The organism is Nonomuraea helvata, assembly GCF_039535785.1.
GTDB lineage: Bacteria > Actinomycetota > Actinomycetes > Streptosporangiales > Streptosporangiaceae > Nonomuraea > Nonomuraea helvata.
The window spans coordinates 1,048,683-1,069,949 of sequence record NZ_BAAAXV010000001.1; the positions used below are offsets into that span (position 1 = coordinate 1,048,683).

Here is a 21,267-nt window from a genome sequence, read left to right on the forward strand (position 1 = left end):
AGGGTATCGCTGAAAAGGCGCTGCGTGACGATAGTGACGCGTCCACAGGTCATCTCCTCTTTCTCTGTGCCGGGTTGAGCCATCGCGGGCCGGGATGGGCACAGTACCGGGATCCCATATGACCACGCGGCAGATAAGCACCGACTAAGCATGGGGTTTCTTGCATGGAATTACTCAGCCGAGTTAATATTTACTCATGCCAGTAACAGTCACGGGCTCCGCCAGGCGCGCGCAGATCGTCGACGCGACCATCGCGACGATCGCCGAGCTCGGCTTCCAGCAGGCGTCGTTCGCCCGGATCGCCGAGCGCGCCGGGCTCAGCAGCACGCGCCTGATCTCGTACCACTTCGACGGCAAGGACGAGCTGATCGGCCAGGTCATCGGCACGATCTACGGGAAGCTGTCGGCGTTCATGAGCGAGCGGGTGAGCGCTCAGCACACGCCCGGCGCGGCGCTGGAGACGTACATCCGCTCGCTGGTGGCGTACATCAGCGAGCACCGCGCGGAGATGCGCGTGGCCACGGAGATCTTCCTCAACTTCCACCCGGAGGGCGGCTCGTCGGCGCGGGAGGCGGCCATCGACCTGTCGGTGCTCTCCCACGTCGAACGGCTGCTGGCCTGGGGGCAGGAGACCGGCGAGTTCGGCGCGTTCAACGTGCGGGTGACCGCGATGGCGATCCAGCGCTCGCTCGACGGGCTGCCGTTCCTGCTGGAGGCCGACCCGGACGCCGACCTGCCCGAGTACGCCGACGAGCTGGCCGGGCTGTTCGCCCGCGCCGTCAAGGCATGAGCGCCCGGCTCAGGGGCCTGCTCACCATCGCGGTGGACATCGGGCTCCCCATCGGCCTCTATTACGTGCTGCGCGCCTTAGGCACCGGCTACCAGACCGCGCTGCTGATCAGCTCGCTCATCCCGGGCATGAGTGTCGTGTCCGACCTCGTACGCCGACGCCGCCCCGACCGCCTGGGCATGTTCATGACGGCCATGATGCTGACCAGCGCCCTGGTCTCCCTGCTCGTCCACGACACGCGGTTCCTGCTGGCCAAGGACGGCTGGTTCATGGCGGTGGCCGGCGTGTGGTTCCTGGCCGGCGCGCGCGGCGAGCGCCCGCTGGCGTTCGTGTTCACCCGTTTCCTGCTGGAGGGCCGGGTCGGGCCGGACCGCGAGTCGTGGGACGTGCTGTGGGAGCGGCTGCCGGCCTTCCGCAGGATCTGGCGGGTGGTCACGGTCATCTACGGCACGGGCCTGCTGGTGGACGCCGCCGTGCGGGTCGTCATGGCCTACACGCTGCCGGTGGACGTCGTCCCGGGGCTCAGCGGCGTGCAGTACGGCGTCTGGCTGGCGCTGATGCAGGTCGTCGTCAACGTCTACCTGGTGCCCACCGGCCTCTACAACCGCTACTCCCAGCTCTACGCCGGGCTCCGTGACGACCTCAGCCGCACCTGAACCTGGCCTCACCCCAATCCGCGTGGTCGTTGCCGTTGCCGTCGCCGCCGTCACCGGCCACGAGGTCCACGAACCGGGTGCCGGACACGTCGGCGCTCAGCTCGTACGCCTCGTCGGCGGCCCTCAGCACGGGGCTGTGCGCCTTCTCCACACCGTCGGCCACCACGCTGAACTGCACGGACCCCCGCGTGGCCTGCACATCGTCAACCCCCACGAACGCCGTGAAGCCCGTACACGCGCCCCTCAGGTAGAAACGCACTTTCGCGGGCGCATGCGTGCCGAGCCCCTTGGCGAACGTCCGCCCGCCGATGACGATCGGCCCGCCGTCCGCCTCCCCGGTGTCGCCGTTGGACCGGTCGCGCTCGACCGGCCCCCAGCCGTTGTCGGCGACGACCCACTGCAGGTCGCTCGCGAAGGCGTCCGCTGTGGGCGGCGGGGGCAGCGTGCGCACGGTGGCGGAGGCGGTGAGCCGCTTGGCCGCTCCCCCGGCGGTGTACGTCACGGCGGCGGTCACCTGATAGGAGCCGTACGCGGCGTCCGCGGGCGGCGTGACCTGCCAGGTGGTGGCCAGCTTCCCGCCGGGCTCGACCGTGCCGGTCCCGTCGCCGCTGACCGCCCACCCGTCCGGTACGCCCAACGTCACGCGGACGTCGCCGGCCGCCACGTCCTCGAGGTTCGTGAACGTGGTGACGACCTCGTTGGCCGCCCCCTGCTCGAGAACGGCGGCGGGCGCCACCTCCAAGGTCCCGCAGGCCGCGGCGTCCTGCGCCGGGCCGAGGTAGGTCACGGAGAAGTCGTCGAGGATGAAGTCGGCCCCGGCCTGCTCGGGCTTGAGCGAGCGCAGGCCGACCCACACGTCGCCGCACCCGCCTGTCACACGTTCGGTGAAGGTGGCGGTGGCGCGCCGCTCGGGGATCGGCGTGCGCCGCGTCTCGACGCCGGAGCCGCCCTTGTCGTAGCCGGTCACCCACTCGTAAGTGTCCGGCTGCGCGTTCTGGTAGCGGAAGGACACCTTGTACGCGTGCCCCGCCTCGAACCGCGCCGTCCACGGCAGCGTGCGGTAGATCAGCCCCTGCCGCTCCTCGTGCGCCTTCAGCGACCAGTTCCCCTCCAGCACGTCGTCGACCGCCTTGCCGTTCCACCCGGCCTGCGTGTACGGCTCGTGCCGCTCCGACAGGTGCGTGCGCGCGTCGAACGACCCGCCCGCGTCGCCCTTCACGAACGGCCCCCAGCCGGGCTCGGCCGACTCGAACGTCTCCACCGCTCCCTCCGGCTCCCGCCGGAACAGCCGCACGTCGTCCACCCGCACGTCCCCGTCGGCGGCGGCGGCCGTGATCCGCAGCGTGGCCGACCCGCCCGGCGCGGTGAACGTCACCTTGGCCCGCTGGAAGAAGGTGTCGTGCTTCTCGTCGGAGGCGATGTAGTTCCTGGCCGTGGACCGGCTGACGGTCACCGACCGCCCGGCCACCTCCAGGGTGGTCTCGCGGGTCTTCCCCGGCTGGACCTCGACGAACGCGGAGGCGGTGTACGTACGGCCCGGCTCCAGGCCCCTCAGCCGCTGCTCGAGCCGCGCCCGCGCCCCGCCGCCGAGCAGCGCCACCCGCTGGCCCAGGTCGTTCTTCTGGACGCTCACCGGGCCCGTGACGCTCCACCCGGCGAGCCGGTCGCCGTTGAAGCCGGGGTCGCGCACGCCGCTGCCCTGCCCCCAGTCCGGATCGGCCTGCTCGGGCGCTCTGCCGGGGTAGAGCACGTACGGCACGCCCGCCTCCGCGCGTAACGTGATCCTGCCGTTGACCGGGGTGACCGTGCCCGTCTTGACGCGGCCCTGGTCGGTGAGCCTGTAGACGGTCATCGGCCGGTCGGCGTCCCAGGTGGTGTCCCCTCCGGCCGGGTTGAAGTGGTAGTACTTGCCCTGCCACGGCAGCAGGTACGTGGCCCCGTCGAGCACCTTGTGCCCGCCGGCGAACAGCTCGCGCCTCCCGTTCCGGTACGTGCCGCGCACGCCGCCGGTGAAGACGATCTCGTCCGCGTTCCAGTCCATGATCTTGTAGTGCTGCAGGTACTTGACCGGCAGGTTGTGCTCCCAGATGTTGCGGTAGAACGCGGTGAAGTCGTTCTTCGCCTGCCAGCCCTCGAACTCGACGATGCGGGCGTTGCCGAGGATCGGGTCGGCGTTCCAGACGTCCTTCTCGTCGTTGCGGATGAACCGGATGATCTGCGAGTTCAGTCCCTTGTTGGTGACTCCGCCGTAGTTGAGGTCGTTGGCCCAGTGTGACCAGAGCGACGAGCGTTCCAGCTTGTCCGACCACTCGGTGGTCACCTGCCAGCCCTGCCTGCGCAGCTCGGCCAGCGTGCGGTCGGCGACCCAGCCGTACGGCCTGAAGACGTCCACGTACAGCACCGCGAGGTTCCTGTCCGCCTCCGCGCGCAGCCGCGCGAGCCGCCGGGCGAGGGTGCCTCTGGTCAGGTCGCCGCGCTGGTCGATCAGGTACGCCTGGTCGAGCCAGTTCCAGCCCTTGGCGTCCTTGTTGACGAGCTGCTCGCTGAAGCTCCTGGCCTCGGGGTAGGACTCGGTGGCGTTGACGTGCACGCCGAACGTGGCGTTCCAGCCCTTCCCGGCCTTGAGCAGCGTGTTCAGGTCCTTCAGCCCCCCGGCGCGCCGGTTGTAGTTGCCGCCGTAGTCGGGGTGGGCCGAGTCGTGGCCCTCCGACTGGTAGCCCTTGAGCAGCGCGAGCTGGCCGAGGCCGTCGGTGGCCAGCGAGATGCGCTTGACGTCGTCGAGCGTGCGCAGGAACGGGTGCGTGGCCTGGCTGGAGAAGTTGAACGGGATGTGCGTGACCACGCGGTCCCTGGTCTGCTCGGCGCCGGGGGGTTCGACGGCGATGTCCCTGAACGCCACCGCGCCGTCCTGCCAGTCGAGCGTCCCGTCGCCGTTGGCGTCCGGGGTGACCACGACCTTGGCCCAGGGCGGCTCCTCGGTGAACGGCGAGCCGTCCGCGCGGTGCGTCCACTGACCGCTCCACACGCCCACCGTGACGGTGCCGCCGGCGTCCTTCCTGGCCTGGTGCCAGAGCCTGGCCGCGTCCTTGTCGGTGACGCCGGAGGGGTGGTCGTAGGTGGAGTTCGACTCGACCGCCGCGGCCAGCCGGTCGGTGTTCACGATCGCGTACGTCGCCCCGACCGGACCGGCGTCGGGCGCGGTGGCCGCCGTGACCTGGGCGAAGACGTCGGCGGTGCGGGTCGAGTTGGGGTCCAGCCGGGTGAACGCGGTCGCCGCGCCCGGCTGCGCGCTCGACACCGACACCAGGTCGTGGCCCGGCAGGTCGATCGTGTGGACGCGGAACGCCTCGGTGTCGGCCACCGAGTCGATCCTGAACGTCGTCACCCGGCCCTTCACCCCGATGCTGGCGCCCAGGACGACGCCTTCCAGGCCGGGGAAGGCCAGCCGGTAGCGCGCGGTCGCGCCGTCGTTCCCGGCCGGCGTCACGGCGGCGGTCCGCGCCTGGCCGTTGAGCACGACGGCGGGCACGCCCGTGCTGCCGCCGAGGACAGCCCCGCCGGCCCGGTCGATGTACCGCAGGACACGCGGGAAGCCGGGGTCCAGCTCCACGGTGAGCGCGGGCGAGGAGACGGCGATCGGGTTCGCCACGTCCGCGGGCCTTGGGAGCGCGTTCTGCGCGGTGGGGCCGGGCGGGGGCGCGCCGGTCGTGGGCGGCTCCGGGGACGACAACTCGTACGTGGGCGCGGGTGTGGGGGTGGGCGTTGGCGTCGGGTCGGCGGACGCCGGGGCGGCCGTGACCCCGGCGAGGAGTGGGGCCGTCAGTGCGAGGGCTGCCGCGAAGACGACGGGACTGGGACGCATAGGGGTCCTTTCGGGTCATGCGTCACACCGCTCGGGGACCCGATCATCACCCGTGCCGGACCGCACGCCAAGGACCTAGGTCGTGTTTCATAAGGCATTGAGCCACTGGTTGATCGCAGCGATGATGACGACGGCTTCGTAGCGTACGGCGAGCTTGTCGTAACGGGTCGCCATGCCGCGGTTGCCTTTGAGCAGGTTGATGCCGCACTCCACAGCGTGACGCAGCCGGTAGAACGCGGGGTCGAAGGCGGGCGGGCGACCTCCCTTCGATCCCTTGGCTCGCCGGTGAGCGTCCTGGTCGGCCTTGCTCGGAATGCACGCCTTGATCCCACGCCGGCGCAGATGAGTCCGGTTGGCCTTGCTGGTGTAGGCCTTGTCGGCCAGGACCCGGTCCGGGCGGGTCCTGGGACGGCCACCGCCGAGGCGGGCCACCCGGATCTTGCCGAGCACCGGTATGAACTGCGGGCTGTCGCCCCGCTGCCCGGCGGTCACCACCGCAGCCAGCAGCTTGCGGCCCTGCTCGCAAGCCAGATGGGTCTTGGTGGTCAGCCCGCCGCGCGAGCGCCCCAGGCCATGATCGGCCGGCTCGCTGTGCACCCCGCCGGGTGGTTCCTTTTGCAGGTGACCGTCCCGGCGTGCTCCGGCCGCGTGCTGGTGAGCCCGGGTGATGGTGGAGTCCACGCTCACCGTCCAATCGATCTTCCCGGCGGCGTCCGCACACGCCTGCAAGGCCGCCAGGATCCGCGCCCAGATCCCCTCCCGCTGCCAGCGCCGGAACAAGCCATACACGGTGAACCAGTGGCCGTAGCAGGCAGGAACGTCCCGCCACGGCGCCCCGGTCCGGATCCGCCACCGGATCCCGTCGATCAACTGACGCTTGCTCCACTTCGGCGGACGCCCCTTGCCCGATGCGGCAGGCAGATGCGGCTCCAGCGCCGCCCACTGCGCATCAGTGAGGTCGTGCCGCCTCGTCACCACTACGCTGGTCACGAGGTCTCCGGTATTTCGTTCTTCTTGGTCGTTGAACCACCTACCGGAGACCTCTTCGTTCAACGATCACCGACACGCCTCACACACGTGATCTTTCGAAACACGGCCTAAGCGCCAGAACCTTTCACTAATCCCGAAATTTCGTCATACGGACAGTAAATATCCCTCTATGCCTTACCGGCGTACGCCCTGCGCCATGTCGCCGGCCAGCTGGCCGATGGAGGCCCGGCCCGCGGCCTCGTCGGGCGCGTCGAGGATGCGCCGGATGAACGCCGACCCCACGATCACCCCGTCGGCGTAGGCCGCCACCTCGGCCGCCTGCGCTCCCGTGCCGACCCCGAGGCCCACACACACCGGCAGGTCCGTGTGCGCGCGGGTCCGCTGGACGAGGCCCTCGGCGGCGGAGTTGACCGACTCCCTGGCGCCGGTGACGCCCATCAGCGAGGCCGCGTACACGAAGCCCGTGCAGCAGTCGACGACGGCCTTGATGCGCTGCTCCGTGGAGCTCGGCGCCACCAGGAACACCGTGTCGATGCCGGCGCCCGCCGAGGCGGCCCGCCACGGCTCCGACTCCTCTGGCGTCAGGTCGGGCGTGATCGTGCCCACGCCGCCGGCGTTGGCCAGGTCGCGGGCGAACCGCTCGGCGCCGTACTTGTCGATCGGGTTCCAGTACGTCATGACGAGCGTGGCGGCGCCGGTGGCGGCGACGCCCTCGACCGTGCGCAGCACGTCGGCGATGCGCGTGCCGTTGGTCAGCGACCTGTGCACCGCGTCCTGGATCGTCGGCCCGTCCATGAGCGGGTCGGAGTAGGGCAGGCCGATCTCGATGACGTCGCAGCCGGCCTCGACCAGGGCCGCGGCGGCGGCTACGTCGCCGCCCTTGGAGGGGAAGCCCGCGGGCAGGTAGCCGACGAGCGCGGCCCGGTTGTCCGCCTTCGCCTTGGCGAAAACCGTCTGAAGAGTCGTCATGTCTGTCCGTTTCGAAGGTCGAGTCTCACCATGATGCCCTGCCCTGTCCCTACCCCTGCCTGGAAGGATGCACGGTGGGCGGCCCGGCGCAGGCCCGTCGCGGTCTAGAGGTTGAAGTACTTCATGGCCGTGCCCATGTCCTTGTCGCCGCGCCCCGAGAGGTTGACCAGGATGGTCGCCTCCGGACCGAGCTCGCGGCCGAGCTCGAGGGCGCCCGCCAGGGCGTGGGAGGACTCGATGGCCGGGATGATGCCCTCGGTCCTGGCCAGCAGCGAGAACGCGGCCATCGCCTCGTCGTCGGTGACGCCGTGGTAGGTGGCACGGCCGGAGTCCTTCAGCCAGGCGTGCTCGGGGCCGACGCCCGGGTAGTCGAGGCCGGCCGAGATCGAGTGGGACTCGATGGTCTGGCCCTCGTCGTCCTGCAGCACGTAGGTGCGCGAGCCGTGCAGCACGCCGACCGAGCCCGAGGTGAGCGTCAGCGCGTGCTCGCCCGTCTCCAGGCCGCGCCCGGCGGCCTCGTAGCCGTGCAGCTGGACGCCCTCGTCGCCGATGAAGGCGTGGAAGATGCCGATGGCGTTGCTGCCGCCGCCGACCGCCGCGCACACCGCGTCGGGCAGGCCGCCGGTCAGCTCCAGCATCTGGCGGCGGGCCTCGACGCCGATGATGCGGGCGAAGTCGCGCACGATCTCGGGGAACGGGTGGGGCCCCGCGACGGTGCCGAACAGGTAGTGGGTGGTGTCGACGTTGGTCACCCAGTCGCGGAACGCCTCGTTGATGGCGTCCTTCAGCGTCTGGGAGCCGTTGGTCACCGGGATCACCTTGGCGCCGAGCAGCTTCATCCTGGCGACGTTGAGCGCCTGGCGCTCGCAGTCGACCGCGCCCATGTAGATCACGCACTCCAGGCCGAGCAGGGCGGCCGCGGTGGCGGTGGCCACGCCGTGCTGGCCCGCGCCGGTCTCGGCGATCACGCGCTTCTTGCCCAGCCGCTTGGTCAGCAGGGCCTGGCCCAGCACGTTGTTGATCTTGTGGGCGCCGGTGTGGGTGAGGTCCTCGCGCTTGAGGATGATCCGCGCGCCGCCGGCCTGCTCGCTGAAGCGCGGCACGTCGGTCAGCGTGGTCGGCCGCCCGGCGTACGTGCGCAGCAGGTGATCGAACTCGCGGATGAACTCCGCGTCGTTCTTGGCCTTCTCGTAGACCGCGGCCACCTCGTCGAGCGCCGGGATGAGCGCCTCGGGCACGAACCGGCCGCCGAAGATGCCGAACTTGCCGTGCACGTCGGGGTCGTCGCCGTGCGCGCCGTTGCCCGCCAGGTCGGCGGAGGTCAGGATGGAGCCTTCGTGTGCCACTGCTATCCCTCTGCTGAGTGGTCGGGGCGCGTCGACGGATGGGCGCCGGCGGTCACCAGCGCCTCCACCGCCTTACGCGGATCCTTGCCGGTGACCAGGCTCTCTCCCACGAGGACGGCGTCGGCGCCGGCCCTGGCGTAGGCGAGCAGGTCGTGCGGGCCGCGCACGCCCGACTCGGCGATCTTGATCACGTTGTCGGGGATCTTCGGCGCCAGCTTCGTGAAGACGTCACGGTCGACCTCGAGTGTCTTCAGATTGCGGGCGTTGATCCCGATGACCCGGGCGCCGGCGGCGACCGCCCGCTCGAGCTCCTCCTCGGTGTGCACCTCGACCAGCGGGGTGAGCCCGATCGACTCGGCCCGCTCGATCAGTGACACGAGCGCCTCCTGCTCCAGGCAGACGACCATCAGCAGCGCCAGGTCGGCGCCGTGGGCCCTGGCCTCCCAGAGCTGGTAGGAGGTGAGGATGAAGTCTTTACGCAGGATCGGGATGTCGACCCGGGCGCGGACCGCCGCCAGGTCGTCGAGGCTGCCGCCGAACTTGCGCCGCTCGGTCAGCACGCTGATGACGTGAGCGCCACCCTCTTCGTAGTCGGCCGCCAGCGCCGCGGGGTCGGCGATCGCGGCGAGCGCGCCCTTGGAAGGGCTGGACCGCTTCACCTCGGCGATCACCGAGATCCTGTCACCGCCGAGCGCGGCCATCGCGTCCCTGGGGGCCGGGGCCCGCTCGGCCTGCCGCTTGAGCTCGTCCAGGGACACGGCCTGCTGACGGGCGGCCAGGTCGGCGCGCACCCCGTCGAGGATGTCGTCGAGGACACTCGGCCCTTCCGTCGGCTCACTCACGCGATTGGGGTCCCTCCGGTCGACAGTGGGGGCGGCGGAGAGTTCGCGTCGCGTCCGCTCTCTGCCTTGTCCTGCGATGGTATCGGCCCGCGTGGGGTCACCTCACCACAGGCCCCCGAAGTAGGCAGGACCTAGGGAGCGAGGAACGCCCCGAAAGGCAGGTTTCGGACGACCCAGTAGACCATGATGAGGGCGATGAAGGCCCACAGCCACGCCGGATGGGCGAGCGTGGTGCGTCTCGGCCGGCCCTGCCAGGCGCGTACGACCCATCGCCCCCACCAGAACAGCAGGAACGGGATCGTGGCCACCGCGAGAGGGTTCATCCCGAGGGCGGTGACGGGGTCGAGGTGGGCCAGCGCGTGAATGGTGCGCAGCGTGCCGCAGCCCGGGCAGTAGAGGCCGGTGATCCAGAGGAACGGGCAGGTGGGGTAGTGGCCGGGCTGGTTGGGGTCCACCACGCCGACGAACGCGAAGACGGCGCCCGTCGCGCCCGCAACACCGAGCGGCGCGAGCAGCTCTTTGAGTCGGGCCGTGCCGCGCCGCTCGGTGGTTGCGATGCTCATGCTCCCAGTATCCGCCTTCCGGCTCAGTAGGTCGTGCTGGGGACGCTGGACGCCAGGATGACGAACACCACGACGTAGAAGATGATCACCAGGACCCACCAGATGATGCCCGCGATCAGGCTCCGCTTCCACCAGGTCTTCGCCTCTTCGGACGCCTGAACGGCGCCCTGGTAGTCGCCCATCTGCCACTTCGAGTTGACCTGCGACGACTTCACGATCGACACGATGCCCAGCGGGAGGCAGCAGAACAGGGTGGTGATGATGGCCCAGACCAGGTGGTTCTCCGGCGGGGTCCCCCCGGCGGGAGGCTGCCCGTAGCCGCCGCCGTAACCGCCGCCGCTGGGGGGCTGCTGGCCGTACCCACCGCCGTAGCCGCCACCGCTCGGGGGCTGCTCGCCGTAGCCGCCCTGGCCGTAGCCGCCGCCACTCGGGGGCTGCTGACCGTAACCGCCACCGCCGCTCGGGGGCTGCTGCCCGTAACCGCCGCCACCGCTGGGGGGCTGCTGGCCGTAGCCGCCGCCGTAACCGCCACCGCCGCTCGGGGGCTGCTGCCCGTAGCCGCCGCCCGGCGGCTGGCCGCCGTAACCGCCGTCGCCCTGGTTGCCGTAACTCATGCTAATGACCCCTTATGTCGTCATCTTCGTGGTGAGTCGCGCGGCAGCCTAGCGAGAATGCATCTCTTACGTGGAGAAACGTCCATTTTGCGGACAAGTCGTAATCGGACCGCAAGCGGCTCGTCACGGTCCGGCTACGCACACGCCCCGTTGCGGATGTCAGTAGTCGTACGAGGACGACGTGGCGGCCGCGCTGAGCCCGATGAGGGACAGCAGCATCCCGCCGAAGATGATCCAGCCCAGCACCCAGAGCACGACGGTGATGTACGAGGTGACCAGGCCGCCGACGGCCATGCCGCCGCCCTCCTCGCCGGTCTTCTTGATCCGGTTGAGCGCGATGTGGCCGAGGATCACGCCCGGGATGCTGGTCAGGCCGCAGAAGATCAGGCCGACGATGCCCAGGACGAGCGAGGCCACCGCCATGCCGTTGGTCGACTTGGCCTGCTGGGGCGGCGGGCCGTACTGGCCGTAGCCCTGCTGGCCGTAGCCGCCGTAGCTCGGGGGCTGCTGGCCGTAACCGCCGCCGCTGGGCGGCTGCTGGCCGTAGCCGAGATCCTGCGGATAGCTGGGCGGCTGCTCCCCGTAGCCGCCCTGGCCGTAGCCCCCGCTGCTCGGCGGCTGCTGGCCGTAACCGCCGCCGCTGGGCGGCTGCTGGCCGTAGCCGCCACTGCTGGGCGGCTGCTGGCCGTAGCCGGGAGGCTGCTGGCCATACCCGCCGCCTCCGCTCGGCGGCTGCTGGCCATAGCCGCCGCCCCCGGCGGGAGGCTGCTGGCCGTATCCGCCGCCGGGTGGCTGCGCGCCGTAGCCGCCGCTACCGCCCTGATCCCCGTAGCTCATGCGCTTGGCTCCTCAAGTGTTCGTGGCGAGTTGCAACGGCAGCTTATTGAGGAAACGTTTGCCAAGCAGACACAGGTTCAAAACAGTAAAGAAATCGTCATAGCGCGTGAGGCCCGGCACGCCAGGCCATCCGGGCTCGCAGAGGCCCTCAATGGGGACCTCAGCGGGGCTCGGCCCGTGGCGGGGTCAGCGGGAGTCCGTGGGGTCGTCGCCGCGGTCGAGCGCGTCCCAGAGCGCCCTGTCGTCCTGGGCCTGGGCCTGGGCCTGGGGCTTGTCCGCGGTCCTGTCGTAGCGTGCCGACATCCCCGCCCACATGCCGCCGCGTACGACGGCGACGATCCCACCGGCGACCATCAGCGCCGCGCCGACGGCGGCGACGGCCGGCCAGAGCGGCGTGAGCTCCCAGGGGATCCCGGCGGCGCCGTGCAGCACGTTGCGTTCGCGCAGCCAGCCGTCCACGGTGTCGCCGCTCAGCGCCGTCCATGTCCCGGCCGCCGCGCCCACCCCGCACAGGGCGATCAGCGCGCCGACGACGCGCCGCCCCGCGCCCTTGGTCGCCAGCACCGCCACGATGCCGGCCAGCCCGGCCAGTGCCACGGGCGTCAGCACGGGGCTGAGATCGGCGCCGATGGGCGCGCCCGCGCCTCCTTGCCCCAGGACCCGCACCCAGGCGCGGCTCGCGGCGAACAGCACGAGCACGCACCCCAGGGCGGTCGCCCCGACCCAGCCCCACAGCTCTCTGTGCCCCATCCGAACCCGCTAACCGAGCGCGATCTCGAGCTGGTCTGCGTCGAAGCACGTGCGGTCCCCGGTGTGGCACGCGGCGCCGACCTGGTCGACCTTGAGGAGGACGGCGTCGCCGTCGCAGTCGAGCGCCACGGACTTGACGTGCTGGACGTTGCCGGAGGTGTCGCCCTTCACCCAGAACTCGGCGCGGCTGCGGGACCAGTAGGTGGCCCTGCCGGTGGTCAGCGTCCGATGCAGCGCCTCGTCGTTCATCCAGGCCAGCATGAGCACCTCGCCGGTGTCGTACTGCTGGACGATCGCGGCGACGAGGCCGTCGGGGTTGCGCTTCAACCGCGCGGCCACCTTGGGATCGAGGGACATGCCTCCATTCAACCAGCCCACCCCTACGCCCCGATCACCGCCGCACCACGTCCCGCCGACCCGGCGCACTCGATCTCCCGTGCGGCGTGCCACCCCGCACTCGCCGTCCCGTATGCGCGTGCGCCGCGCGGTCGAATGCCGCGTGCGAGGGGGCCACCCCGGCTCGTTGCCCAGAGCTGCGCGGACGGTGGAGCGGACTCCGTTGACGTGCGCGACCGCGGGGCGGTGTCAGGCCAGGGCCTGGGCGAGGGTGTCGTAGATGGGGAACAGCGCCGCCAGATTCGTACGCCGGAGCCGTCGCAGCACCTGGCCGTCCGGCGCCACCAGGGCCATCGTGCCGTTGCGCTCGCGCAGCGTGGCCAGCAGGCGCACCAGCACCCCGAGGCCCGTCGTGTCGATGAAGGTCAGCCCCGTCAGGTCGACCACGAGCCGCGGCCTGGGCGCCGAGGCCGCCTCGTCGAGGCACTGCCCGACCTGCGACACGTTGTCCACGTCCACCTCGCCCGTCAGGCTGACCACCACGAGGTCGCCGTGTTGACGTCGCGTCATCCGCAGGAAATCCACGCCCGTGCTCCTCATGACTTCTCCCCGTGGGCGGCCCCGCCGAAAAGGTACACCTGTCTGCGCTCCGTCACGGTAGGTTTTGCAGACAATGCGCTACGTGACGGCTCCGCGAGGAGTGGCTTCGGGGCGCGACGCGTGCAGGGAGGACAGCATCGTGGTGCAGGGCTCCGTCCTCGATCCCGACCTGGGGGATCACGTGTGCCTGCCGTTCGAGGACCGGCGGGAGCGGATGGCGGCCGCGAGGGCGTTCACGGTGAACGGCTTGCGCCGCCGTACCAAAGTGATGATCATCACCCATGGCGAGAGCCCCGAGCGGACGCGCGGGTGGCTGGGGCCGCTCGTGCCGGGGTTCGCCGACGCCGAGTCGGCCGGGCAGGTCGAGATCCTGGCCTGCGCCGACACCCACTTCACCGACGGCCGCCTCGACCCGGACCGGGTGCTCAGGAAGTTGACCGACGCCAAGGACCGGGCGCGCAAGCACGGTCAGCACGGCGTGTACGCCCTGGTCGACGCGTCGTGGGGAGCAGGCGACGCCGGCGGGCAGGCGGCGTTCGAGGCGGCGGCCAACGAGCTGTTCGGCGAGCGGTGGCTGGCGGCCGTCTGCCAGTACGACCGCAACCTGTTCGCCCGTGAGTCCATCGAGCGGGCCATGTCCGTGCACCCGGTCGCGCCCGAGCAGGCGCTGCTGCGCTTCGCCAACGAGCCGTGCGGGCTACGGGTCTGGGGCGAGGTCGACCTGACCAACAGGCAGGCGTTCGCGTCGTTGCTGGGGCGGCTGGAGAAGGAGCCCGCCGAGGTCGTGATCGACGCCTGCGGTCTCGCCTTCATCGACGCCGGCTCGGCGCAGCTGCTGACCCTGACGGCCATGGCGCGGCCCCGGGGGTCCACCGTGGTCGTCTGCGGCGACTCCATGGCCAGGGTGCTCCGGCTGATCAGGGCGGATGAGTTCATCACCGTTCGCCGGGTGGGCGATGCGTAGACAGGTGCTGTGCGCGAGCTTCGCGCGCGGGCGCATCACGCTCCTTCGCAAGGCGGTCGCCGAGCACGCCGCCTACGAGGGGCTGAGCGGACGGCGCCTGGAGGACTTCGTGCTCGCGGTCAACGAGATCGCCACCAACGCCGTGGTCCACGGCGGAGGGTACGGGCGGCTGCGGCTGTGGTCGCACGGCGGGCGGCTGTGGTGCGAGGTGACCGACGAGGGGCCCGGGCTGCCCGCGGGGTGGATGGGTGACATGCGGCCGCCCGCGGGGTTCGAGTTCCGCGGGCGGGGGTTGTGGTTGACGCGCATGCTGTGCGAGCACATCACGATCGTGTCCGGGCCCGGGGGCACGACCGTGACGTTCGCCGCCGTGGACCCCTGATCAGGAGTGGGCGGCGGAGACCCAGGAGGCGTGCAGGTCGGCGTACACTCCCGGCTCGTTGACCAGCTCGGCGTGCGGCCCGCGCTGCACCAGGCGGCCCGCGTCGAAGACCAGGACCTCGTCGGCGTTCTCGGCGGTCGACAGGCGGTGCGCGATCGAGATGGCCGTACGGCCCCGCGTGACGCCCTCCAGCGCCCGCGCGAGCCGTACCTCCGTCGCCGGGTCCACCGCCGAGGTGGCCTCGTCCAGCAGGAGCAGGTCGGGGTCGGCGAGGTAGGCGCGCGCCAGCGCGACGAGCTGCCGCTCGCCGGCCGACAGCGACTCGCCGCGCTGGCCCACGGGCGTGTCCAGGCCCGCGGGCAGGCCCTCCAGCCAGTCGGCCAGGCCCAGCTCGGTCATCGCGAGCTCGATCTCCTCGGTGGTGGCCGACGGCTTGCCGTAGCGGATGTTCTCCTCCAGCGTCCCGTCGAACAGGAAGCCGTCCTGCGGCACCATGACGATCCGCTCGCGCAGGGAGGAGAAGCGGACGTCGCGCAGGTCGCTGCCGTCCACCGTGACCCGTCCCGAGGCCGGGTCCATGAGGCGGGTCAGGAGCTTGGCGAACGTGGTCTTGCCCGACCCCGTCTCCCCCACCACGGCCACCCGGGAGCGCGGCGGGATCGCCAGCGTGACCTCGCGCAGCACGGGGGCGCCGCCGGGATAGGAGAAGTGCACGTTCTCGAAGGCGACCGAGATGGGGCCGCGGGGCAGCTCCACGCCCTTGTCGCCGGGGTCGGCCACGTCGGGCGGGGTGTCGAGGACGCCGAGGATGCGGCGCCAGCCGGCGACCGCGTTCTGCGCCTCGTTCAGCACCTCGGTGGCGGTCTGCAGCGGTGAGACGAAGAGGGTGACCAGGAACAGGAACGCCACCAGCTGCCCTTGGGAGATGTCCCCCGACAGGCCGAGCCGCACGCCGAGCAGCACGATCCCGGCGATGGCGATGGCGGCCACGATCTCGGTCAGCGGGAAGACGAACCCGACGATGGTCTGCGCCCTGACCTGGGCGCTCCTGTTGGCGTTCACGGCGCTGTCGATGCGCTCGGCGGTGCGGCGCTCGGAGGCGTACGCCCTGATGACGGCGGCACCGACGACGGACTCGCTCACGGCCGCCAGCATGTCGCCGGTGCGCTCGCGCACGACCGTGTACGCCCGTGACAGCAGCCGCTGGAAGCGCGGCAGGGCGATCATGAGCGGCACGAAGCAGGCCCAGACGAGCAGCGTGAGCTGCCAGGAGTAGACGAACATCAGGACGGTGGCCACGAAGAGCTGGCCGAACGCCACGATGATCATCAGCCCGCCCCACTGCATGAAGTTGCTGATCTGGTCGATGTCGTTGGTGACGCGCGAGACCAGGGAGCCGCGCCGCTCGGTGTTCTGGGTGAGCACCGACAGGTCGTGCACGTGGCGGAAGCCGCGCACGCGCAACGTCGCGAGGGACGACTCCGTCGCCTTGTAGAGGCGGACGTTCATGATGTACGCGGCGAGCGCCGTGAGCAGCACGGCCACCGCGCACACCAGGACGGCCCCGGTGATGTAGGGAATGTCCGGAGTGCCGCTCTTGAGGCCCGTGTCGATCGTCTGCTGAACCGCGATCGGCACGATGATCTTTCCGGTGGTCGCGACGACGGCCAGCGCCAGCGTCCCCGCCAGTCCTTTGCGGAACTCTGGGGTGTAAGAGAGTCCCCGGCGGATCGTGGCCAGCGCGGAACGTTCGGAATTGCCCTGAATGCTCTGCGCCGTCATGCGCTGACCTCTTCCCCTTCGATTTCCCCTTCGATGTGCCCTTCGGCTGTCACGTCTATGGCGGCCCGCTCGGCCTCCTCGCGCTCGTACGCGGTCACCAGGTTGCGGTAGCCGGCACAGCGCTCGAGCAGCTCCTCATGGGTCCCGCGGTCCACGACGCGGCCGTGGTCCAGATAGATGACCTCGTCGGCCAGGGCGATCGTGGCCATCCGGTACGCGACGACCACGACGGTCGACGCCTCGGCGGCGTCCCGCAGCCCGTACAGGATCTTGGCCTCGACCTGCGGGTCCACGCTGGAGGTGGCGTCGTCGAGGATGAGCAGGCGCGGCCGGCGCACGACGGCGCGCGCCAGCGCGAGCCGCTGGCGCTGGCCGCCGGAGAGCGACGCGCCGCGCTCGCCGACCCGGGTGCCGAGCCCGTCGGCGAGCCTGGCGACGAACCCGTCGGCCTGGGCCAGCCGCAGGGCGGCCCACACGTCCTCGTCGCCGATCTCCAGCCCGAGCGCGATGTTGCCGCGCACACTGTCGTCGAACAGGAACGTCTGCTGCGGCACCAGCGCCACCGACTCGGCGATGCCGCCGTAGGCCAGCTCGCGCAGGTCCACGCCGTCGAGCAGCACCCGGCCCGCGTCGGGGTCCACGAGCCTGACCAGCAGCTGCACGAGCGTGGACTTGCCCGACCCGGTGGGCCCGACCAGGGCGACGGTACGGCCTGCGGGCACGTCGAAGCTCACGTCGTGCAGCACCTCGGCCTCGCCGTAGGCGTACGAGACGCCGGAGACCTCCAGCGCCGCCGGGGCGGACGAGGTCGTGGCCGCCTGCCCGTACTCCATGGAGCCGGTCGCGTCCAGCACGGCCTGCACCCGCTGCCAGCCCACCACGCTGCGCGGCAGCTCGGCCAGCACCCAGCCGAGCGCCCTGATCGGGAAGGCCAGCAGCGTGAACAGGTACGCCACCTGCACCAGGTCACCGGAGTCGATCGAGCCGCCCGACAGCCGCATCGCGCCGACGGCGAGCACCGCGAGCACGCCGATCGTGGGCAGCGCCTCCAGCATCGGGTCGAACAGCCCGCGCACGCGCCCGACCGCGATGTTGGCGTCGCGCAGCTCGTGGGCGCGCCGCCGGAACCGGTCGGTCTCCAGCTCCTCCCTGCCGAGCGTCTTGACGACGAGCGCCCCGTCGAAGCTCTCGTGCGCGATCTCGCTGACCTCGGCGCGCAGCTTCTGGGCGCGGGTGGCGAGCGGGCTGAGCTTGCGCTGATAAATCAGGTTCAGTACGGCGATAGCCGGAAAAATCAGGAAACCTACCAGCGCGAGCATGAGGTCGGTGAACACCATCGCGATCGCCGCGGTGAACAGCATGACGATCACGCCCACGGCCATCGGCAGCGGCGCGAGCGGCGCCCAGGCGGCCTCGGCGTCGGCGCTGGCGTTCGACAGCAGCTGGCCGGTCGGGTGCTGATGGTGCCAGGACAGCGGTAGCCGCAGGTACTGCTTGGTCACGTCCCTGCGCGACCTGGCCTGCATGCGGTACTGGATGACCCCGGCGAGGATACGCCGCCCGGCCACGCCGAACGACTTGAGCAACGCCGCGCCCATGATGAGGAGCGTTCCCGTCCACAGCGTCCCCGAGGCGACGTCGCCCTGGGCGAACGTGGGCAGCACCACGTGCTGCGTCGCCCAGCCGAGCGCCCACGCGGAGCCCACGGTCATGCCCCCGTAGACCGCGCTGGCCAGCACCGCCAGCGCGAACACCGCCTTCTCCGTGCGAATGGCCACCCCAAGGACACGGAGTCCTTGACGCATCACGGCCGAGGTGACCTTAGTCGCCACGCGGAAGTGATCCCTTCAATCTGCCAGATCTGACATATCTGCCTAAGTCACTATCACTCCAGATCTGTACGTTATTCCCGCGGGTAGGGTTGCCCATGTGACTCACGCTCGCGACGAACGCACCGCGCTGTGCGACCTGTTCGACCGCCTCGGCCCGGACGCGCCGACGCTCTGCACGGGCTGGAGCACGTACGATCTGGCCGCCCACCTGGTGCTGCGCGAACGCCGGCCCGACGCGATGGGCGGCATCGCGATCAAGCCCCTGGCCGGCTACACCGCCTCCGTGCAGAACGGGCTCAAGGCCAAGCATCCCTATCCCGAGCTGGTCGGCATGGTGCGCAAGCCGGGCGGCGTCTACGGACTGCTGCCCTCCCTCGACGAGGCCGTCAACAGCCTGGAGTTCTTCGTCCACCACGAGGACGTCCGGCGCGCCCAGCCGGAGTGGGAGCCACGCGAGCTTTCCGACGACCTCGAGCGGATCATCTGGAAGCGGGTCGCCTCGGGCGCCCGGCTGATGCTGCGCAAGGCGCCGGTGGGCGTGGTGCTGCACCGGCTCGGCGGCGGCGTGGCGCTCGGCGGCCCCCGTGGCGGCGCCAAGGTGGAGGTGACGGGGCGGGCCGGCGAGCTGCTGATGTTCTGCTTCGGACGGCAGCGGCACGCCAGGGTGGAGCTGACCGGCGACCCCGAGGCCGCCGACCGGCTCCTCGACGCCTCTCTGGGCGTATAGCCGCTTTCAGGTGTACAGGCGCTCCCCGACGGAGGCCTGGGCCAGCCGGCGCAACGAGGCGATCAGCGTGTCGCCCACCGAGGTCCCGATGATCACGATCTCCACCGCGTGCTCGCGGTCGCTCACGTCGCCGACGAGGCCGACGTCGATCTCGGCGATCCGCTCGGCGGCCTCGGCGTAGGAGCCGAGCACGTCGAGCATGTCCTGGCGGCCGACCTCGTCGAGGGTCGCGAGCACGCCGACGGCCGTGCGGTAAGCGGGGTCGCCGGTCCTGATCCGCCAGCCCCGCTCGGTGAGCAGGTCGTGCAGGCGGCGCTCCGCCCGGTCCTTGTACGGCCCCGGCCGCGGGTCCTTGGCCTGGGTCACGGTCTTCTGCGCCGCGCCGAGCAGGTCGAACGCCTCGAGGTCCGGATTGTCGATCCTCGCGATCAAGTCGCGGAGCACCGCGATGGACAGCCCGCCGTACTCGACGAGGGCGCGCACGAGCTTGAGTCTGCGCACGTGCTCCTCGGTGTAGTCGGCCTGGTTACGGCCGGTCGGCTGGCCGGGCGCCACGAGGCCCTCCCGGATGTAGTACTTGATCGTCGGGACCGGGATCCCGGCCGACTCGCTCAGCTCTGCCATGCGCACGCTTTCACATCCCCTCTTGCCGTATGCGGATAGCCTAGCTATAGATAGTGATAAGTAGTGCTATCCACTATCCACGTAGGAGGCTTCCATGCTGCCATGGCACCGCCCGCTCCTCCTGTTCGCCGCCGCCATGGCCGCGCTGAGCTCGATCTTCCTGGCCCTCGTCTTCGTGGACGGCCGCACGCTCGACGGCCTCCCGCTCTGGATCAAGCCCCTGAAGTTCACGATCTCGTTCACGCTCTACGCGTTCACGTGGGCCTGGCTGCTCTCGCTCCGCCACCGGGCCGGACGGGTGAACTGGTGGGCGGGCACCACCCTGGTCGTGGCCGGGCTGGGCGAGGTGGCGCTCATCGTCTTCCAGGCAGCCCGCGGCCGGCACAGTCACTTCAACGAGGCGACCCCGCTCGACAGGTCGATCTGGATCGCCATGGGCGTCACGATCGGCCTGCTCATGCTCGCCAACCTGGTCGCCGCGGTCTTCGTGATCATCGAACGCCAGGCCGACCGCGTGAGCACCTGGACGGTACGGCTGGGCCTGGTCGTCTCCACGTTCGGCATCGCCTCCGGCGGCCTGATGGTGACCAGCGTGCCCGGGCAGACGTGGGCCGAGGACTTCGCCGGCGCCCACAGCGTGGGCGTGCCCGACGGCGGCCCGGGACTGCCCGTGGTCGGCTGGAGCACCGTCGGCGGCGACCTGCGCGTTCCGCACTTCGTGGGCATGCACGCCCTGCAACTGCTGCCCCTGTTCGCGCTGCTGCTCGCGGCCCTGTCCGCGCGGTTCGCCGCCCTGCGCCGCGAAGAGGTGCGGCTGCGCCTGGTGTTCATCGCCGGCCTCGCCTACGGTGGCCTGTTCCTCCTCATCCTGTGGCAGGCCCTGCGCGGCCAGCCGCTGATCCGCCCCGACGCCGCGACCCTGGCCGTGCTGGGCGTCCTGGTCGTCACCGCACTCGGCGCGGCCGCGGTCGCGCTCCGCCCCAAGAGAGAGCCCGAGAGAGAGCCCGAGAGAGAGACCGCTCCATGACCTCGTTCCTGTTCGACCTGAGCTTCTACGTGGCCGCGCCGTTCTGGGCGCTGATGATCCTGGCGCCCACCTGGCGGCTCACCCGCCAGGTGGCCGGCTCGCCGCTCATCGTCCTGCCCGCGGTGGTCGTCGAACTGGTCCTGCTCGTACCCCTGTTCGGCGAGTTCTGGCCCGTGGTGACCCAGCCCTCATTGGAAGGGCTGCAGAAGCTGGTGACCAGGCCGGAGGCCCTGACCGCGCTGTGGGCGCAGATCCTCGCCTGGGACCTCTTCCTCGGGCGGTGGATGTACCTCGACAGCCGCGAGAGGAACATCCATCCGCTGGTCATGGCCCCGATGCTGATCCTCACGATCTTGCTGTCGCCGATCGCGCTGCCGATCTATCTGGTGATCCGTCTCCCCTATCGCAGAAATACCGGCGTGGTAGGGGCTCACGGCTGAGTTCTAACCCGTACCATGGCAGTGGAAAGAAGCCCCCCGGTTATGATCATGAACATCTTCACAGAAGATGCCGATGATCGCCCAGATCCGGGTATATACGGCTGGGAATGGACTGCAGGAGGCCCCCATGCAGGTCAAGAAGGTGCTCACCTACGTGGCTGTCGCGTTCGTGGTGTTCTACCTTTTCACCAAGCCGGCCCAGGCTGCGGCGGCGGTCAACGGAGTGTTTGATGGAATTCTCCAGGGCGCCAACCAACTGGCTGTCTTCTTTACCAATGTTCTGACCTGACGCGAGCTTCTGTCTGCGTCAGGTGCTTCCCCGCGCTGCCAGATC

General features: G+C 70.6%; 22 protein-coding genes. 8 read left to right on the forward strand and 14 right to left on the reverse strand.

What is annotated here, in order from left to right; translation table 11 throughout:
- The first annotated feature begins 196 nt into the window (after positions 1–196).
- Both ABD830_RS04745 and ABD830_RS04750 read left to right on the forward strand, forming a co-directional pair.
- Positions 197–790: a TetR/AcrR family transcriptional regulator gene (locus ABD830_RS04745; protein ID WP_344985101.1), complete on the forward strand. Its 594-nt coding sequence runs from the start codon at positions 197–199 to the stop codon at positions 788–790.
- Positions 787–1,446, forward strand: a complete 660-nt coding sequence (locus tag ABD830_RS04750) for a VC0807 family protein (protein WP_344985102.1) — start codon at positions 787–789, stop codon at positions 1,444–1,446. The genes ABD830_RS04745 and ABD830_RS04750 overlap by 4 nt, the downstream gene beginning before the upstream one ends.
- Here the strand turns inward: ABD830_RS04750 and ABD830_RS04755 are convergent.
- From ABD830_RS04755 to ABD830_RS04805, 11 genes are all read right to left on the reverse strand, one after another.
- A complete protein-coding gene (locus ABD830_RS04755; protein WP_344985103.1) occupies positions 1,433–5,308 on the reverse strand; it encodes an endo-alpha-N-acetylgalactosaminidase family protein in 3,876 nt (1,291 codons plus the stop codon). The two genes, ABD830_RS04750 and ABD830_RS04755, sit on opposite strands and share 14 nt — an antisense overlap.
- Before the next feature lie 87 nt (positions 5,309–5,395).
- A complete protein-coding gene (locus tag ABD830_RS04760; RefSeq protein ID WP_378521066.1) occupies positions 5,396–6,283 on the reverse strand; it encodes an IS5 family transposase in 888 nt (295 codons plus the stop codon).
- Positions 6,284–6,472: 189 nt separating this feature from the next.
- Positions 6,473–7,267, reverse strand: coding sequence for a tryptophan synthase subunit alpha (gene trpA, locus ABD830_RS04765; RefSeq protein ID WP_344985104.1), 795 nt, complete (start codon positions 7,265–7,267; stop codon positions 6,473–6,475).
- A gap of 104 nt (positions 7,268–7,371) precedes the next feature.
- Positions 7,372–8,577, reverse strand: a complete 1,206-nt coding sequence (gene trpB / locus ABD830_RS04770) for a tryptophan synthase subunit beta (RefSeq protein WP_344987624.1) — start codon at positions 8,575–8,577, stop codon at positions 7,372–7,374.
- Positions 8,578–8,615: 38 nt separating this feature from the next.
- Entirely contained in the window at positions 8,616–9,455 is an 840-nt protein-coding gene (gene trpC / locus ABD830_RS04775) for an indole-3-glycerol phosphate synthase TrpC (protein ID WP_344985105.1), read from the reverse strand.
- Between the two features lie 131 nt (positions 9,456–9,586).
- Positions 9,587–10,018 carry a DUF2752 domain-containing protein gene (locus tag ABD830_RS04780; protein ID WP_344985107.1) on the reverse strand — a complete coding sequence of 144 codons (432 nt, stop codon included), beginning with the start codon at positions 10,016–10,018 and terminating at the stop codon, positions 9,587–9,589.
- A gap of 23 nt (positions 10,019–10,041) precedes the next feature.
- Positions 10,042–10,632 (reverse strand): CD225/dispanin family protein, encoded by a 591-nt coding sequence (locus tag ABD830_RS04785; RefSeq protein ID WP_344985108.1) that lies wholly within the window; start codon positions 10,630–10,632, stop codon positions 10,042–10,044.
- Positions 10,633–10,791: 159 nt separating this feature from the next.
- A complete protein-coding gene (locus ABD830_RS04790) occupies positions 10,792–11,469 on the reverse strand; it encodes a DUF4190 domain-containing protein (protein WP_344985110.1) in 678 nt (225 codons plus the stop codon).
- Between the two features lie 186 nt (positions 11,470–11,655).
- The gene (locus tag ABD830_RS04795; protein WP_344985111.1) at positions 11,656–12,219 is read right to left on the reverse strand and encodes a TIGR02234 family membrane protein; all 564 of its coding nucleotides are present in this window, start codon (positions 12,217–12,219) and stop codon (positions 11,656–11,658) included.
- Positions 12,220–12,228: 9 nt separating this feature from the next.
- A complete protein-coding gene (gene hisI / locus ABD830_RS04800; RefSeq protein WP_344985112.1) occupies positions 12,229–12,576 on the reverse strand; it encodes a phosphoribosyl-AMP cyclohydrolase in 348 nt (115 codons plus the stop codon).
- 228 nt (positions 12,577–12,804) lie between these two features.
- Positions 12,805–13,155 carry an STAS domain-containing protein gene (locus ABD830_RS04805; RefSeq protein WP_344985113.1) on the reverse strand — a complete coding sequence of 117 codons (351 nt, stop codon included), beginning with the start codon at positions 13,153–13,155 and terminating at the stop codon, positions 12,805–12,807.
- Between the two features lie 82 nt (positions 13,156–13,237).
- Between ABD830_RS04805 and ABD830_RS04810 the strand changes: the two genes are divergently transcribed.
- Positions 13,238–14,119, forward strand: coding sequence for an MEDS domain-containing protein (locus ABD830_RS04810; protein WP_344985114.1), 882 nt, complete (start codon positions 13,238–13,240; stop codon positions 14,117–14,119).
- Positions 14,112–14,501, forward strand: coding sequence for an ATP-binding protein (locus ABD830_RS04815; protein ID WP_344985115.1), 390 nt, complete (start codon positions 14,112–14,114; stop codon positions 14,499–14,501). Before ABD830_RS04810 ends, ABD830_RS04815 begins: the two co-directional genes overlap by 8 nt.
- Here the strand turns inward: ABD830_RS04815 and ABD830_RS04820 are convergent, their stop codons facing one another.
- Both ABD830_RS04820 and ABD830_RS04825 read right to left on the reverse strand, forming a co-directional pair.
- On the reverse strand, positions 14,502–16,283 hold the full coding sequence (locus tag ABD830_RS04820; protein WP_344985116.1) for an ABC transporter ATP-binding protein: 1,782 nt from the start codon (positions 16,281–16,283) through the stop codon (positions 14,502–14,504). It lies immediately after the preceding gene.
- Positions 16,280–18,088, reverse strand: coding sequence for an ABC transporter ATP-binding protein (locus tag ABD830_RS04825; protein ID WP_344987625.1), 1,809 nt, complete (start codon positions 18,086–18,088; stop codon positions 16,280–16,282). Before ABD830_RS04825 ends, ABD830_RS04820 begins: the two co-directional genes overlap by 4 nt.
- A 124-nt stretch (positions 18,089–18,212) precedes the next feature.
- Between ABD830_RS04825 and ABD830_RS04830 the strand changes: the two genes are divergently transcribed.
- Positions 18,213–18,842, forward strand: a complete 630-nt coding sequence (locus tag ABD830_RS04830; protein ID WP_344985117.1) for a TIGR03085 family metal-binding protein — start codon at positions 18,213–18,215, stop codon at positions 18,840–18,842.
- Positions 18,843–18,848: 6 nt separating this feature from the next.
- Here the strand turns inward: ABD830_RS04830 and ABD830_RS04835 are convergent, their stop codons facing one another.
- Complete coding sequence (locus tag ABD830_RS04835; protein WP_344985118.1) at positions 18,849–19,466, reverse strand: MerR family transcriptional regulator; 618 nt, start codon at positions 19,464–19,466, stop codon at positions 18,849–18,851.
- 94 nt (positions 19,467–19,560) lie between these two features.
- Here ABD830_RS04835 and ABD830_RS04840 point away from each other — a divergent pair, with 94 nt between their 5' ends.
- The 3 genes from ABD830_RS04840 (at position 19,561) to ABD830_RS04850 (ending at position 21,222) form a co-directional block, all read left to right on the forward strand.
- Positions 19,561–20,493: a hypothetical protein gene (locus ABD830_RS04840; RefSeq protein WP_344985119.1), complete on the forward strand. Its 933-nt coding sequence runs from the start codon at positions 19,561–19,563 to the stop codon at positions 20,491–20,493.
- Positions 20,490–20,933 carry an ABA4-like family protein gene (locus ABD830_RS04845; protein ID WP_344985120.1) on the forward strand — a complete coding sequence of 148 codons (444 nt, stop codon included), beginning with the start codon at positions 20,490–20,492 and terminating at the stop codon, positions 20,931–20,933. The genes ABD830_RS04840 and ABD830_RS04845 overlap by 4 nt, the downstream gene beginning before the upstream one ends.
- A gap of 73 nt (positions 20,934–21,006) precedes the next feature.
- Complete coding sequence (locus ABD830_RS04850) at positions 21,007–21,222, forward strand: hypothetical protein (RefSeq protein ID WP_344985121.1); 216 nt, start codon at positions 21,007–21,009, stop codon at positions 21,220–21,222.
- The last annotated feature ends 45 nt before the right edge of the window (positions 21,223–21,267 follow it).

Coding starts and splice junctions, on each gene's coding strand:
- ABD830_RS04795 (WP_344985111.1), bottom strand. CDS start 12,219: ATGGGGCACAGAGAGCTGTGGGGCTGGGTCGGGGCGACCGCCCTGGGG.
- trpA (WP_344985104.1), bottom strand. CDS start 7,267: ATGACGACTCTTCAGACGGTTTTCGCCAAGGCGAAGGCGGACAACCGG.
- ABD830_RS04745 (WP_344985101.1), top strand. CDS start 197: ATGCCAGTAACAGTCACGGGCTCCGCCAGGCGCGCGCAGATCGTCGAC.
- ABD830_RS04840 (WP_344985119.1), top strand. CDS start 19,561: ATGCTGCCATGGCACCGCCCGCTCCTCCTGTTCGCCGCCGCCATGGCC.
- ABD830_RS04820 (WP_344985116.1), bottom strand. CDS start 16,283: ATGACGGCGCAGAGCATTCAGGGCAATTCCGAACGTTCCGCGCTGGCC.
- ABD830_RS04790 (WP_344985110.1), bottom strand. CDS start 11,469: ATGAGCTACGGGGATCAGGGCGGTAGCGGCGGCTACGGCGCGCAGCCA.
- ABD830_RS04845 (WP_344985120.1), top strand. CDS start 20,490: ATGACCTCGTTCCTGTTCGACCTGAGCTTCTACGTGGCCGCGCCGTTC.
- ABD830_RS04815 (WP_344985115.1), top strand. CDS start 14,112: ATGCGTAGACAGGTGCTGTGCGCGAGCTTCGCGCGCGGGCGCATCACG.
- ABD830_RS04835 (WP_344985118.1), bottom strand. CDS start 19,466: ATGGCAGAGCTGAGCGAGTCGGCCGGGATCCCGGTCCCGACGATCAAG.
- hisI (WP_344985112.1), bottom strand. CDS start 12,576: ATGTCCCTCGATCCCAAGGTGGCCGCGCGGTTGAAGCGCAACCCCGAC.
- ABD830_RS04755 (WP_344985103.1), bottom strand. CDS start 5,308: ATGCGTCCCAGTCCCGTCGTCTTCGCGGCAGCCCTCGCACTGACGGCC.
- ABD830_RS04785 (WP_344985108.1), bottom strand. CDS start 10,632: ATGAGTTACGGCAACCAGGGCGACGGCGGTTACGGCGGCCAGCCGCCG.
- ABD830_RS04825 (WP_344987625.1), bottom strand. CDS start 18,088: ATGCGTCAAGGACTCCGTGTCCTTGGGGTGGCCATTCGCACGGAGAAG.
- ABD830_RS04850 (WP_344985121.1), top strand. CDS start 21,007: ATGATCGCCCAGATCCGGGTATATACGGCTGGGAATGGACTGCAGGAG.
- ABD830_RS04805 (WP_344985113.1), bottom strand. CDS start 13,155: ATGAGGAGCACGGGCGTGGATTTCCTGCGGATGACGCGACGTCAACAC.
- ABD830_RS04750 (WP_344985102.1), top strand. CDS start 787: ATGAGCGCCCGGCTCAGGGGCCTGCTCACCATCGCGGTGGACATCGGG.
- ABD830_RS04780 (WP_344985107.1), bottom strand. CDS start 10,018: ATGAGCATCGCAACCACCGAGCGGCGCGGCACGGCCCGACTCAAAGAG.